Below are 13,703 nucleotides of genomic sequence, written 5' to 3'. Positions count from 1 at the left end.
CACCAAGGGCGTTTTCGTTACTTAGAGCGCTATCGCTTTACATCTTGCCAGTTTTGCCGCTAGTTGCGATATTCGTCGATGCTAGGGCAGGAGCAAATTAACTGACGGTCACCGAAAACGTTATCGACGCGGTTAACCGCGGGCCAGTATTTAGCGGCTTGAACAGCCGCGGTCGGGAAGGCGGCCAACTGGCGGTCATAAGGCCGCTGCCAGTCGCTATCCATTAGATCCGCCTGGGTATGTGGCGCGTTGACCAGCGGATTATTATCCAGCGGCCATTCGCCGCTCTCCACTCGGGCGATCTCGTCACGAATGGCAATCATTGCATCGCAGAAACGGTCAATTTCATACAGCGACTCAGACTCAGTCGGCTCGATCATCAGCGTGCCCGGCACTGGGAACGACATGGTTGGTGCGTGAAAACCATAATCCATCAAACGTTTGGCGATATCCTCCTCGCTAATCCCAGAGGCCGCTTTGAGCGGACGAATATCGATTATGCATTCGTGGGCAACGGTACCGTTCTGACCGCGGTAGAGAATCGGGTATGCCGCTTCCAATCGTTTGGCAATGTAGTTGGCGTTTAGAATGGCAAGCTCGGTAGCTTCCCGCAGCCCCCGCGCGCCCATCATCTTAATGTAGGCCCAGGAAATGGGCAGGATTGAGGCACTGCCAAACGCGGCTGCGGATACCGCGCCGCTATCAGTGTTGACGCCGTTGATGGGCGTTACCACGTGGTTTGAAACGTAGGGCACCAGGTGGGCTTTAACGCCAATAGGGCCCATGCCCGGGCCGCCGCCGCCGTGGGGAATACAGAACGTTTTGTGCAGGTTAAGGTGAGACACATCGCCGCCAAAATCGCCAGGACGGGTTAGCCCTACCTGGGCGTTCATATTGGCGCCATCGATATACACCTGACCACCGTTGTCGTGAACGATCTTGCACGCTTCGCGTACGCTGGTTTCAAACACCCCGTGAGTGGATGGGTAGGTCAGCATAATGGCGGAGAGCTTATCGCTATGCTGTTCAGCTTTAGCGCGTAAATCCGCTATGTCGATATTGCCGTTTTGATCGCACTCAACCACCACCACCTTCATTTGCACCATGGCTGCCGAGGCAGGGTTGGTGCCGTGGGCAGAGCTTGGAATCAAGCAGACATCGCGATGGCCTTCGCCTTGGGCCGCTTGGTAACGACGAATTGCCACAAGGCCCGCATATTCACCCTGAGCGCCGGAGTTAGGCTGCATCGATAGGTGATCGTAACCAGTGACTTCGACCAGGAAGGCCGAGAGCTCGTCGATCATTTGATGATAGCCAGCCACCTGGTCGCGAGGTGCAAAGGGGTGAAGATGCGCAAACGAGGGCCAGGAAACGGGGATCATTTCGCTGGTGGCGTTGAGCTTCATGGTGCAGGAACCGAGCGGAATCATCGCATGGGCAAGCGACAGATCCTTATTCTCAAGACGCTTTAAGTAGCGCAGCATTTCGGTTTCGCTGCGGTAGCGGTTAAAGGTGGGATGGCTCAAGAAGTCGCTTTCGCGCTGGCATGAAGCCGGAATGCCGGAAGCGCCGCTAGCTACCACTTGCTCGTCCAATACTGCAACGGCAAGGCCGTGCTCATCGCCCAGCAGCACATCAAACAATGTGGCTACATCGTGGGCGGTGGTGGTTTCATCCAGGCTAATACCGACATCGCCATTGCCGAAGTAGTGCAGATTAATATCATGGGTCATGGCTCGGCCATGGATCTTACCTGCATCAACGCCCGTCAGGCGTAGCGTATCAAACCAGCTGTCATGAGCGAGCGATACGCCTGCCTGCTTAAGGCCTTCGGCAAGCAGGCAGGCTAGGCGATGAACGCGGCCGGCAATTTTGCGCAACCCTTCTGCACCGTGATAGGTGGCATAAAAGCCTGCGATGTTGGCCAGAAGCGCCTGGGCGGTACAGATGTTGGAGGTCGCTTTCTCGCGGCGGATATGCTGCTCGCGGGTCTGCATCGCCATACGCAGCGCCGTATTGCCACGGCTATCTTTGGAGACGCCGATAATGCGTCCTGGAATCGAGCGCTTGAGCTTGTCGGATGTAGCAAAGAACGCCGCGTGAGGGCCACCAAAGCCCATGGGCACGCCAAAGCGTTGGGAGTTGCCTACCACAATGTCAGCGCCCAGTCTGCCGGGCTCTTTCAGAAGCACAAGGCTCAAAAGGTCGGTGGCCACACAGGTCATGATGTTGCGGTCGGTGGCCGACTTTAACAGCGGTGATAAATCACGAACCTCACCGCTGGCCGACGGGTACTGAACCAGGGCTCCAAACACATCGTGGCTGGCCAACTCTTCTGCAGGGCCAGTGATAAGCTCAAAGCCAAAGAACTCGGCACGGGTTTTAACGACATCCAGCGTTTGCGGGAAAACGTCATCGGCGACGAAGAAAGCGTTGGATTTGCTCTTCTTATTGCCGCGCTTACACAGCGCCATGGCTTCTGCGGCAGCGGTGGCTTCGTCGAGCAGTGACGCATTCGCCAGCTCCATGCCGGTTAAATCCATGACTACTTGCTGGAAGTTGAGCAAGCCTTCCAGGCGTCCTTGAGAAATCTCCGGTTGGTAGGGGGTATAAGCCGTGTACCAGCCCGGGTTTTCCAATACGTTGCGCTGAATCACCGCGGGCATATGGGTGCCGTAGTAGCCCTGGCCAATATAGCTTTTAGTCACACGGTTCTGCCGCGCTAGCTGTGCTAGGTACTCTAGCGCCTCTGATTCGCTGCGCGGTTCATCAAGCGCTAGCTCACGGCCAAGGCGGATATCGCTCGGCACGGTCTGTTCAATCAGATCTTCCATGTGCTGCATGTTGAGCGCTTTTAACATGGTGGCCACGTCATCTTGACTTGGACCATTATGACGTTTGATAAAAGCATCGTGATCGGCCAGCTCGGCCAGACGGCGTGTTTCAAGAGACATGAAGAAGATTCCGGACGTTAAGAGAGAACCGTGCAGGGCGTTAAACGAAGAGCCTGCCATAAAGGATAAAGGCAGGCCCTAATATATGTATATGATTCAGCTACAGCCTTTAATCGTCAGCGCTAAGCGTTGCTTGGTAGGCATCTGCGTCGAGCAGGCCATCAAGTGAATCGCTGTCTAAGCGCACTTTCATAATCCAGCCGCCTTCGTAAGGCGCTTCATTGACTGTTTCAGGGGCGTCTTCAAGCGCGTCATTGACCTCAATGACTTCGCCAACAACCGGCGAGTAGAGATCAGAAGCAGCTTTTACCGATTCGATAACGCCAAACTCTTGCCCTTTGCTCAGCGCTGTTCCCACTTCAGGCAGTTCAACAAACACGACATCGCCGAGCGCCTGCTGGGCGTGATCGGTTATGCCTACGGTCACAGTGCCGTCTTTATTATCCAGCACCCACTCGTGGCTTTCCGCGTAACGAAGATTGGTAGGAAGATTGCTCATGGTGTTTTCCTATATGAAACAGTTTTCTGGGCCCGAGCATACTAGCGGTTGTCGTTCACCTTGGCGACTAGTGACTGGGGTAGATCGAGCGAATAAGCAAGCATGTTAACGTGTTTCCAATCGGAAACAAATTTCTTCGTTGCTTCAAAGCTTGCTTAGTAGCGTTATCGGTTCAGGTATTTTTTGCCGGGTTTGTGCGGAAGATCGGGTTATGAAAAAAGCGGTATCCTCTATGCACAAGCGACATCACCCTAGATGCTAGCTAAGTTTATGGTGTAAAACATTCAAATCGTGCGCTAACCAACAATAGCGACGTTAGGACTAGCCCTAATCGCAACAAGCCAATAATACACACCAACATTGCATACCAACAAAGCGAGGAGATGAACATGGAAGCATTAACTAGCCTCTTAGGGGCGATCAACGGCGTGGTCTGGGGGCCCGTCATGTTGATTCTGCTACTCGGTGTGGGGATTTACCTGCAGCTTGGCTTGAAACTGATGCCGATTAGAAAGCTCGGCATGGGTTTCAAGCTAATGTGGGCGGGGCGTGACGCGAAACCAGAGGTGGGTAAAGCGGCAGTTGCCAAAGAAGGAGACGAAGGGGAAATATCTCCTTTTGATGCCTTGATGACCGCACTCTCAGCGACCATCGGTACCGGTAATATTGCCGGTGTCGCTACAGCCATTGCGTTAGGTGGCCCTGGCGCTGTGTTTTGGATGTGGATTACTGCACTGGTGGGTATGGCCACTAAATTTGCCGAAGCGGTGCTGGCCGTGCGCTATCGTGAAACCGATAGCACCGGTTACCACGTGGGCGGGCCGATGTTTTACATTAAGAATGGCCTGGGTAAAAAGTGGTTATGGTTGGGCGGCCTGTTCTCGTTTTTTGGCGCTGTCGCTGCCTTTGGGATCGGCAATACCGTTCAGTCCAACTCCGTTGCTGACGCCATGGACGCCACCTTCGGCGTGCCGCACTGGCTCACGGGTGTGGTCATTATGGTGCTGGCTGGCGCGGTGATTCTGGGTGGTATCAAGCGTATTGCTAAAGTGGCGGGCAAGTTGGTGCCGGTTATGGGCATTGCCTACGTAGTGGCTGGCTTGTTGGTATTGATCGTCAATGCCGGGCAGATCGGTGAAGCCTTTGGTATGATCTTCTACTATGCCTTCAACCCCATGGCGGCCGCAGGTGGTTTCGCGGGTGCTGCCGTCATGGCGGCGATTCGTTTTGGTGTGGCACGCGGTATCTTCTCCAATGAAGCGGGTTTGGGAAGTGCGCCTATCGCCCACGCGGCGGCCAAAACCAAAAATCCGGTGCGCCAGGGCTTAATCGCAATGCTGGGCACCTTTATCGATACCATTATTGTGTGCACGATTACCGCGCTGGTGATTTTGACCTCAACAGTTTGGCAAGAGGGCGAAGCGGGGGCGTCGCTGACCGCGCTTTCGTTTGATGCTGCGCTGCCTGGCTTTGGTAATCAGATCGTCGCCATTGCGTTGGCGATTTTTGCTTTTACCACCATCCTAGGCTGGTCATTTTACGGTGAGAAGTGCTGCCAGTTCCTGTTTGGTACTCGCTCCATTATGATCTATCGGGTGCTGTTCGTTCTGGCTATACCGCTGGGCGCCATCGCTCAACTGGGCTTTATCTGGCTCATGGCGGATACCTTCAACGCCATGATGGCGATCCCGAACTTGATTGCCTTGGCACTGCTTTCGCCGGTAGTCTTTAAGCTAACCAAGGACTATTTCGACGGCAAAGACGTATTGCCGGGTGAAGAACTGGATCACGACCAATAATACCCGCAGCGCGTTCATCGGCGCTGTAGGTGAACGTGAATAACAGGAGAGTCGGGAAGACACTTACTTAGTGGCTTCCCGTTCTCTTTTTTGAGCGAACACTTTTGAGTAAGGAAAGCCCCTATGTCTGAATTAAAGCAAACGCCTCTGCATGCGTTGCACCTCAAGCTAGGCGCCAAGATGGTACCTTTTGCTGGCTACGATATGCCGGTGCAGTATCCGCTGGGGGTCAAAAAAGAGCATGAGCACACCCGTCAAAAGTGCGGGCTGTTCGATGTCTCCCATATGGGGCAAATCAGCGTTTCCGGTGACGGCGTGGCTGAAGCCCTGGAAACCTTGATTCCTGCCGATTTGGTGGGCCTCGAGAAAGGTGGCCAACGTTACGGACTGTTCACCAACACAGAAGGCGGCATTATTGACGACCTAATGGTGGTCAATGCGGGTGATCACTTCTATTTGGTAGTGAACGCAGCCTGCAAAGAACAGGACTTGGCTCACCTACGCCTCAATTTGGCGTCAACCCATACAATTGAACCCTTGGATCGTGGCTTACTGGCGCTGCAAGGGCCTCAGGCGCGGGATGTCATGCAGCGGCTTTGCCCTGAAGCCTGTGAGCTTGTGTTTATGCAGCATGGACGCTTTACCATTGCCGGGCAGGAGGTGTGGGTGAGCCGCAGCGGCTATACCGGTGAAGATGGTTTTGAAATTTCCGTCGCCGCCGATGCTTGCGAAGCCTTTGCTGAGCAGCTGATAGCTGAGCCCGAAGTCGAAGCGATTGGCCTGGGAGCGCGGGATTCGCTGCGTTTGGAAACGGGTTTATGCCTCTATGGCCACGATATGGATGAGCAAACCACCCCGGTAGAAGCAGGTCTAATCTGGGCGATTGGCAAACCACGTCGCCGTGGTGGTGATCGGCCCGGAGGTTTTCCAGGCGCCAATGTGATTCTTCATCAGGTCGATGCCAAAGATCACACCCGCAAGCGTGTTGGGCTGTTAGCTGAAGGCCGTGCGCCGGTGCGTGAGGGCGCGCCGCTTGTGGATGAGGCAGGCAATGAGGTTGGAATCGTTACCTCCGGCAGCTTTGGTCCCAGCGTCGGTAAGCCTGTGGCGATGGGTTATGTCACTCGCGAGCTGGAAGCACCGCAAAGTACTGTATTCGCGGTGGTACGCGGTAAACAGTTACCTATGGTGGTAACTCCCACGCCGTTTGTAAAGCCGGGCTACTATCGCGGCTAGAAGCGCGCCCATCTACCCGCGGCCCCTGCTTAGCTAGGGGCCGTTGCTTTATAAAGGAGAGTATTACGAAGGGCGGTTTATCAAGCAAGTGTTTTAGCGCAGAACCTGCTTGGGATCGATGGGTTTACCGCCTTGGCGCAGATCAAAGAGTAGATCATAGCGTTGGGTGGCACTGCTTTGACCTACCTCACAAAGCGGGTCTCCGGCGCTAACCTGTTTGCCTACCTCGACCAAAATGCGCTCGCAAAGCGCGTATACGGTCTGGAGGTTATCGGCATGGTGCACAATCACCACTTCACCTAGCTGACGCATACCGTCGGCAAAGCGTACCTCGCCAGGGGCAACGGCTTTAGCCTGAGCCCCGGCTTGAGTAGCCAGCAGCATGGGCTGCAGGGTGCCACGGCTGTCTGGCCCGAAGCGGCGAACCACTCGATAGTCTTCCAGCGGCCAGGGCCAGCGCCTGGCTGATGAGGGTAGCGCCTGACTGGGTGCGCTGCTGGCAGGTGCAGCGGCAGGCTTGTTAGCGCTTGAAGAGCTGCTGTTGTTTGCTGAGCTTCTAGGTGAACTTCGCGCCGCTGAACCGCTAAGGGGTAGGCTGACTATTTGGCCAATTCTCAAATTAGTGGGGGAGGCGCTAGGGTTGGCACTCTGAATGCGGCCACTGGTAGTGCCAAAATGTCGGGCGATGCTCGAGAACGTATCACCAGGACGGATTTGATAGCGGTAGGGGCCGCCGGAAGGTGCCCGCTCCTGCTGGGTAGGAATTAATAGACGTTGCCCAATTTCCAGGCGCCGCGTATCGGCACCTGGGTTAAAGCGCTCCAGGCGTTCCAGTGGCACGTTAGCCCGGGCCGCCAGCTTACCCAGCGTGTCGCCACGCTGCACCTGCACCCAGTCGCCACTGATCTGGCTGGCGCTAGGAGCGGCCGCTCGCTGGGATGACGATGGAGGAGCGCTGGAACAGCCGGTCAGTAGTCCCGCTAACAGCCAAGCAATGAGCCAGCCGACTAGGCGTGATCGGTTCGGCTGTCCAGCATGCCATCTTTTTCCAACCAGAGTGCATTGATCCATGTGTGGAAGCGTTCCTTATGCTGCTTTTCTTCGTGGTTTTCTGATGCGTACATCCACTCAGGAATGCTGAGTTGCCGTGCCTGTAATGTTATGGGTGCCTCTCTGCCGCATAAAAAGCCCCAAAACGTCGGCGAGGGGTTAGCGTAGCTGATCGTCACATCCAGGATACCATCCAATTGGTTGCCTAGCAGACTAAGTACTTGAGCAATGCCGCCCGCTTTAGGGCGTAATAAGTGGCGGTAGGGGCTCTGCTGGGCATCGCGTTTGGCAACCGAAAAACGGGTGCCCTCGACAAAATTAAAAATCGCAATGGGCGAGAGCCTTGCCTGCTGACACATCCGTTCGGTAGCCGCTCGATCAATGGTGGCCAGTTTAGGATTTTTAGCGACTTGTTCGCGGCTAAAGCGGCGCATAAAAGGAAATTCTAGCGCCCAAAAAGCCAACCCTACGATGGGGATCCAGATTAATTGACGTTTTAAGAAAAAACGTGGCATGGGGATACGCCGATGCAACGCCATCAACAGCATAAAGATATCCGTCCAACTGCGATGGTTGGATATCACCAACCACCACTGCTGTGGGCTCAAATTATCAGGTACGCTGGCGTGTAGCACGGGTTTGAGCCAATGCCGCATCCACCAAAGGTTAACGCCTATCCAGTTAAGCGCAACGCCATTCAGCCCCTGCAACACTAACTGCTTAAGCCGCTGCCCTGGGGCAATGACTTTAAGTAGCGTCAGCAGAATGAGAGGTACGCCCCAGAACAGTGTGTTGAGCGTTAGCAGCAGCGCGCTAATCAGCCCCTTTAAAATAGGCATACCGCGTTTCCTTGCCGTCAGACCAATAACGTAATACTGAATGCTAAAGGATCCTAGCCACGCTGCCCAGCAGAAACCTACAGCAATTCATTAGCTTGATGATGTTTTATACGAGCGGCAGTGAAGGGGCTTGGACGGTGTTCAAGAGAACGGTGCGCAGTGCGTGGGCGGCTACGGAGAGCTCTTGGTGGGTCAAAATGCCGACGCGGCAGGAGATAGCGGGCGCTGTCAGCGGTATGCAGCGAGCGCCCAATTCATGCATTTGACGAATGCACATGGAAGGCACCGCACTGACGCCCAGGCCGTCAGCGACCATTCTCCCCACTGTTGAGAGCTGGTGGCTTTCAAAGGCTACCGTTAGCTCCATATTTTGCTTGCCCAGTTCCTGTTCCAATAAGCGACGCACCATGGAGGGGCGTTGAAGGGTAATGAAATCGTGGTGGAGCAGCGTTGACCAGGTCAACTGAGAGGCCTGGATTAACGAAGAGTCAGGTGGCACGACAGCCACAAAGTGGTCTTCAAACAGCGGTGTAAAGAGCAGGCTGCCGGTTCCCTCCGGTGAAAAAGCAATCCCCATCTCAACCTGACGAGAGCGCACCATGGCGGTAACCTCCTCGTTGATAACATCGTGTACGGTAATATTGACTTTGGGGTGTTCATGGCGAAATTTAACCAGCGCCGCAGGGAGTAAGTTACAAGCAAAGGCGGGCATCGCCGCGACGCTCAGCCGCCCAAGTTGAAGGGTGAAACGTTGGCGTAAGCGCTCCTCGGTATTGTCCCACTGAGCCAGCAAGTGTTTGGCTAGCGGTAGTAGCGACTCGCCTTCTGGGGTTAATCTGACGTTGCGGGTGCTCCGAATAAGCAGTTTGCCACCCAGGGACTCTTCCAGGCCTTTAATCGCAAGACTTAGTGCTGGTTGGGATAAATGCAGGCGCTCGCAGGCTTGAGTAAAGCTGAGGGTTTGGGCGACCGCCAGAAAGGCGCGCAGCTGTTTGACGGTCATAAAGTGCCTTTTATAAGTTTAAAAAATAAATTGATAAGAAAAACAAACTTAACAAATATATCATCTCGCACAACACTGGCACTATCGTAAGCTTCAGTTCGCGAATTTTTGACAGCACTCATCTACGATAATACTGATCATCAACAACAATGTGAGGCACAACAATGGCAGGATTCGATAAGCGTGTAGCTTCCTACGAAGAGGCTATGGAAGGCATCGAGAGCGGTATGACCGTCATCGCCGGTGGCTTCGGACTCTGCGGTATCCCCGAAAACCTGATTGCCGAGATCAAGCGTCGCGGCGTCAATGACCTTACCGTGGTGTCCAATAATTGCGGTGTCGATGGTTTTGGCTTGGGAATACTGCTTGAAGACCGCCAAATCAGTAAAATTCTGGCCTCTTACGTAGGTGAAAATGCCTTGTTTGAGAAGCAAATGCTCAACGATGAGATTGAAGTGGTGTTAACGCCTCAAGGCACATTGGCGGAAAAAATGCGCGCAGGCGGCGCTGGTATTCCCGCCTTTTATACTGCTACCGGTTACGGCACGCCGATTGGTGAGGGGAAAGAGGTTCGCGAGTTTAATGGCCGACACTGTATTTTAGAAGAAGCCATTGTAGGTGATTTTGCCATAGTGAAAGGCTGGAAGGCGGATCGCTATGGCAACGTAATATATCGCCATACGGCGCAGAATTTTAACCCCATGGCCGCCACGGCGGGGAAAATTACCGTGGTGGAAGTTGAAGAGATTGTTGAGCCAGGTGAGCTTGAGCCTAGCCAGATCCATACCCCAGGAATTTATGTGGATCGGATTATTCAAGGCACGTTTGAAAAGCGGATAGAGAAACGCACGGTGCGCAGCTAATACGCCGCGCCTTCAAACGCAACACTTGCTTCTCATTTAACGATTCAACAAGAGGAAGTCACCATGGCTTTAACACGAGAACAGATGGCTCAGCGTGTCGCCCGCGAACTTCAAGATGGTTTTTACGTCAACCTGGGCATTGGTATTCCCACCCTGGTTGCCAACTACATCCCGGATGGCATCGATGTCATGCTGCAATCCGAGAATGGGCTGCTGGGGATGGGCCGCTACCCCAGCGAAGACGAACTTGATCCAGATATGATTAATGCGGGTAAAGAGACGGTGACGGCGCGCCCAGGCGCAGCGATTTTTTCTTCAGCAGAATCGTTTGCAATGATTCGCGGTGGTCACGTGGATCTTACCGTGCTGGGGGCTTTCGAGGTGGATCAGCAGGGCAATATCGCTTCCTGGATGATTCCAGGGAAGTTGATCAAAGGCATGGGCGGTGCCATGGATCTCGTTGCCGGTGCCGACAACATCATTTGCACTATGACGCACGCCTCTAAGCACGGCGAATCCAAGCTATTGGAAAAATGCGCACTGCCGCTGACCGGCGCAGGCTGCATTAACCGCGTGTTGACAGATTTAGCTTATCTTGAAATCAAAGACGGTGCTTTTATTCTCAAGGAGCGCGCTCCGGGCGTAAGCGTTGAGGAAATCGTCGAGAAGACGGCGGGCAAGCTGATTGTGCCTGACCATGTACCCGAAATGACATTTGATGCCGAGTAATCACGCTCCCATTAGCACGAATGATAAACAGCCAAAGTTTAGAGGGTTAAATAAAGTGCACAGTGAGACGCTAGCGACATTGCTGCTAGCGTCTCAGGCCATTTCACAGCGCGTATGATGGGGTAGCAGTAAATCGGCAATACGCTCGTGATTATCTTCAACGTGCTTTTGGGCTAACGCCAAGCCGCCTAGGCAGAGGCGATGTTCATCGCCATTGGCGAAGACTGTTTTCTGTGGTGTGGTGGGGTAGAAGCGGTGATCAAGCAGTGATGATACCGTGAAGACACCGTTTTGCTGGCCCTCAAGGCTTGGCATGCCCACTTCGCTTAGGCGTTGATCCAGCGTTTTCAAGGGCTCACCCAACTGCCCACAATCAAAGCCTGCGTGATGCAAGCGAGGGCCCATCACCGCTATCCAGGCCGCCAAGGGGTGCGCTTGCTGTAGCTGTTGATAAAGGGCCCAGCTAGGCATCGGCCAGGGGCGACCGCGGCAGAGCAAATTATGCCCCTTGCAATCCTGAGGATGAGATTGTTGCACCAGCCCTTCAATGGCTTCCCGGGGTGCCTTGGACAATGTGCCTATTTGCAGTTCTGCCAGCACCAGCCAACTACTGCCGTCGCTTGGCGCGAGTAGTTGCACCAATAGACCTTTATCGGCCATGGCGTAATGGCCCATGGCGCGATAGCCCATATGAGCTAAATTGCCGGTAAGCGCGGCAGCGGCAAAGGGCCCGTAATTGAGCGTTACCAGCGTTAAATACTCAGCCGCCGTTGATAGTGGCCAAAGTCTAAGGGCGCCGATATCGGGATGGGTATGTACATAGTCAAGCCACAGCTGCTGAACGAACTCCTGACGCTGCATGGTGAACTCCTTGCCTAAAGTGGCACACCTAGCGTGAGCCATTAAATAACTGCTCAGTATAGGCAAGCGGGGTAAGCAAGGGTTCAACGGCTATTAACGAGCGGTTAAACGGCAAGTAGCTGTTGATCGCGGACAAACTGATCAAATTCAGTAAAGCCGCCTACATGGGTTTGATCGACAAATACCTGCGGGACAGTGTGAATGGGTTTGCCCGCCGTTTTGGCGATATCTTCTTTAGTGACGCCTTCAGAGGGCATATCCACATAGCGATAGCCTTCAATTTTTCCGACTTTTTCCAAATGCTCGGCAAGCTGTTTTGCGCGTACGCAGAAGGGACATGACATCCGACCAAAAATAACCACAAACATAGGTGGTGCTCCTTTACGATAAACTGAGTAAGTTATCAGGTAGACAGTAGCTGAAGGGTAAATAGCCGTTTGGCTTAGCGATAAATTCGCGCCCATTGTGGCTGAGCAGAGCTCGTTTCGCCAATAGCAGCTCGCTACACGAACCATTAATGCCCGTTATCACCTGGGAAAACCAACAAGCCTATGCACATGCTTACCGCTGACGAATACACCTTTCTTACTGATCTGGCGAAGGCGTACCGAGATAGGCACTTGCCATCCATTAAACGCGAAAGTGACTGGAACCCGCGTTTAGGGGTTGATGCGCTATGCTTTCAGCATCATGGCGCTAAGCACATGGTGGGGGCGTTGATTACGCCCTGCGAGCTGTGGTTGGTCGCAGTGCCTGACCACTCTCGGCTGACCGAGCCTTTGGCGGATACGCTTACGCTTTCTCTGCCTTCAGGCACATACCCACTATCACTTGAGCGCTTGCCAGGCGGCTACGGACTCTATAAGCGCGCCATTTTGCGAGATTTGAGCGAGCTGGAGAGCATGCAGGAAGCTGCGAGGCTGGCGCAGCAAATGATGGCGCGTTTAATGCAACCCGATGAAGAGCTCAACGCCTAAGCGCAGCCAGCTATACTGTCAGGATTTCTACCAACAGTATCTTCCATCCACGCAGTGAAAAAGGAAATTGCCCATGACTTCCCAATCCGTTACAACGCCACGAGTTGCGCTGGTAACCGGTACTAGCAGCGGGATCGGTGCCGCTGTGGTTAAGCACTTTTGCGAATTAGGCCATCAAGTGCTTGCCGTCGATTTTAATCCGGCGGGTAAGGCGGTCGCTGAAAAATCCGGCGCGGCTTTCTTTCAGGCGGATCTAACCGATCCTGACGCCTGCCGTGCGGCGGTGGCGGATGCGGTTAAGCGCTTTGGCGGTGTTGATATATTGGTCAATAACGCTGGGATTCAGCACGTTGCCTCGATTGAGACCTTCCCCGAGGAGAAGTGGCGTCAGATCATGGATTTGATGCTGACGGCGCCTTTCTTGCTGACACAGGCCGCGTGGCCACATATGCGTGAAAAGGGCTGGGGACGCATCGTTAACGTGGCCTCGATACACGCTCAGGTGGCTTCCCCGGGGAAAGCGGCGTACATCAGCGCCAAACACGGCATGATTGGTTTGACCAAAACGGCGGCGCTAGAGGGCGGTGAACAAGGCATCACTGCGAATGCGGTATGTCCTGCCTATGTGAAAACCCCGTTAGTGGATAACCAAATCGCCGACCAAGCTAAATTACACGGTATGGATGAGCAGGAGGTCATCGAAAAAGTCATGCTCAAACAGGCGGCCATCAAGCGCTTGATCGAGCCTGAAGAGGTGGCGCAATTAGTCGCTTACCTGGCATCCGACGCAGCCGGTGCCGTGACTGGCTCAAGCTTTAATATTGATCTTGGTTGGACAGCGCATTAATTAATCAGTTTGGCCCCGCCAGTGACCTTGATGTGATTGGCGGGGT

General features: G+C 54.1%; 13 protein-coding genes. 6 read left to right on the top strand and 7 right to left on the bottom strand.

What is annotated here, in order from left to right:
• Positions 1–59: 59 nt before the first annotated feature.
• Both gcvP and gcvH read right to left on the bottom strand, forming a co-directional pair.
• Complete coding sequence (gene gcvP / locus HZU72_RS13825) at positions 60–2,954, bottom strand: aminomethyl-transferring glycine dehydrogenase (RefSeq protein ID WP_180093060.1); 2,895 nt, start codon at positions 2,952–2,954, stop codon at positions 60–62.
• 109 nt (positions 2,955–3,063) lie between these two features.
• On the bottom strand, positions 3,064–3,453 hold the full coding sequence (gcvH, locus tag HZU72_RS13820) for a glycine cleavage system protein GcvH (RefSeq protein WP_180093058.1): 390 nt from the start codon (positions 3,451–3,453) through the stop codon (positions 3,064–3,066).
• A 389-nt stretch (positions 3,454–3,842) separates the two neighbouring features.
• Between gcvH and HZU72_RS13815 the strand changes: the two genes are divergently transcribed.
• Both HZU72_RS13815 and gcvT read left to right on the top strand, forming a co-directional pair.
• A complete protein-coding gene (locus HZU72_RS13815; protein ID WP_180093056.1) occupies positions 3,843–5,252 on the top strand; it encodes an alanine/glycine:cation symporter family protein in 1,410 nt (469 codons plus the stop codon).
• A gap of 123 nt (positions 5,253–5,375) precedes the next feature.
• A complete protein-coding gene (gene gcvT, locus HZU72_RS13810) occupies positions 5,376–6,488 on the top strand; it encodes a glycine cleavage system aminomethyltransferase GcvT (protein ID WP_180093054.1) in 1,113 nt (370 codons plus the stop codon).
• Positions 6,489–6,581: 93 nt separating this feature from the next.
• Here the strand turns inward: gcvT and HZU72_RS13805 are convergent, their stop codons facing one another.
• From HZU72_RS13805 to HZU72_RS13795, 3 genes are all read right to left on the bottom strand, one after another.
• The gene (locus HZU72_RS13805; protein ID WP_180093158.1) at positions 6,582–7,379 is read right to left on the bottom strand and encodes a LysM peptidoglycan-binding domain-containing protein; all 798 of its coding nucleotides are present in this window, start codon (positions 7,377–7,379) and stop codon (positions 6,582–6,584) included.
• 116 nt (positions 7,380–7,495) lie between these two features.
• Positions 7,496–8,377 (bottom strand): 1-acylglycerol-3-phosphate O-acyltransferase, YihG family, encoded by an 882-nt coding sequence (gene yihG, locus HZU72_RS13800; protein WP_027959399.1) that lies wholly within the window; start codon positions 8,375–8,377, stop codon positions 7,496–7,498.
• Between the two features lie 106 nt (positions 8,378–8,483).
• Positions 8,484–9,380, bottom strand: coding sequence for a LysR family transcriptional regulator (locus HZU72_RS13795; RefSeq protein ID WP_180093052.1), 897 nt, complete (start codon positions 9,378–9,380; stop codon positions 8,484–8,486).
• 164 nt (positions 9,381–9,544) lie between these two features.
• Here HZU72_RS13795 and HZU72_RS13790 point away from each other — a divergent pair, with 164 nt between their 5' ends.
• Entirely contained in the window at positions 9,545–10,243 is a 699-nt protein-coding gene (locus tag HZU72_RS13790; protein ID WP_180093050.1) for a CoA transferase subunit A, read from the top strand.
• A gap of 63 nt (positions 10,244–10,306) precedes the next feature.
• Positions 10,307–10,972: a CoA transferase subunit B gene (locus HZU72_RS13785; RefSeq protein ID WP_180093048.1), complete on the top strand. Its 666-nt coding sequence runs from the start codon at positions 10,307–10,309 to the stop codon at positions 10,970–10,972.
• Between the two features lie 93 nt (positions 10,973–11,065).
• Here HZU72_RS13785 and HZU72_RS13780 read toward each other — a convergent pair whose 3' ends face one another.
• Both HZU72_RS13780 and HZU72_RS13775 read right to left on the bottom strand, forming a co-directional pair.
• A complete protein-coding gene (locus tag HZU72_RS13780) occupies positions 11,066–11,833 on the bottom strand; it encodes a VOC family protein (protein WP_180093046.1) in 768 nt (255 codons plus the stop codon).
• 104 nt (positions 11,834–11,937) lie between these two features.
• The gene (locus tag HZU72_RS13775) at positions 11,938–12,201 is read right to left on the bottom strand and encodes a GrxA family glutaredoxin (RefSeq protein WP_022523512.1); all 264 of its coding nucleotides are present in this window, start codon (positions 12,199–12,201) and stop codon (positions 11,938–11,940) included.
• 183 nt (positions 12,202–12,384) lie between these two features.
• On the opposite strand from HZU72_RS13775, the gene hybE reads away from it, so the two are divergent.
• Positions 12,385–12,810, top strand: a complete 426-nt coding sequence (hybE, locus tag HZU72_RS13770) for a [NiFe]-hydrogenase assembly chaperone HybE (protein ID WP_180093045.1) — start codon at positions 12,385–12,387, stop codon at positions 12,808–12,810.
• A gap of 73 nt (positions 12,811–12,883) precedes the next feature.
• Positions 12,884–13,657: a 3-hydroxybutyrate dehydrogenase gene (locus HZU72_RS13765; protein WP_180093043.1), complete on the top strand. Its 774-nt coding sequence runs from the start codon at positions 12,884–12,886 to the stop codon at positions 13,655–13,657.
• Positions 13,658–13,703 lie beyond the last annotated feature (46 nt).

Origin of the sequence: Vreelandella sedimenti (assembly GCF_013416325.1) — a bacterium.
GTDB classification, from domain to species: Bacteria; Pseudomonadota; Gammaproteobacteria; order Pseudomonadales; family Halomonadaceae; genus Vreelandella; species Vreelandella sedimenti.
The sequence above is the reverse complement of the archived record's forward strand: the minus strand, read 5'-3'. Positions and strand labels throughout refer to the sequence as shown.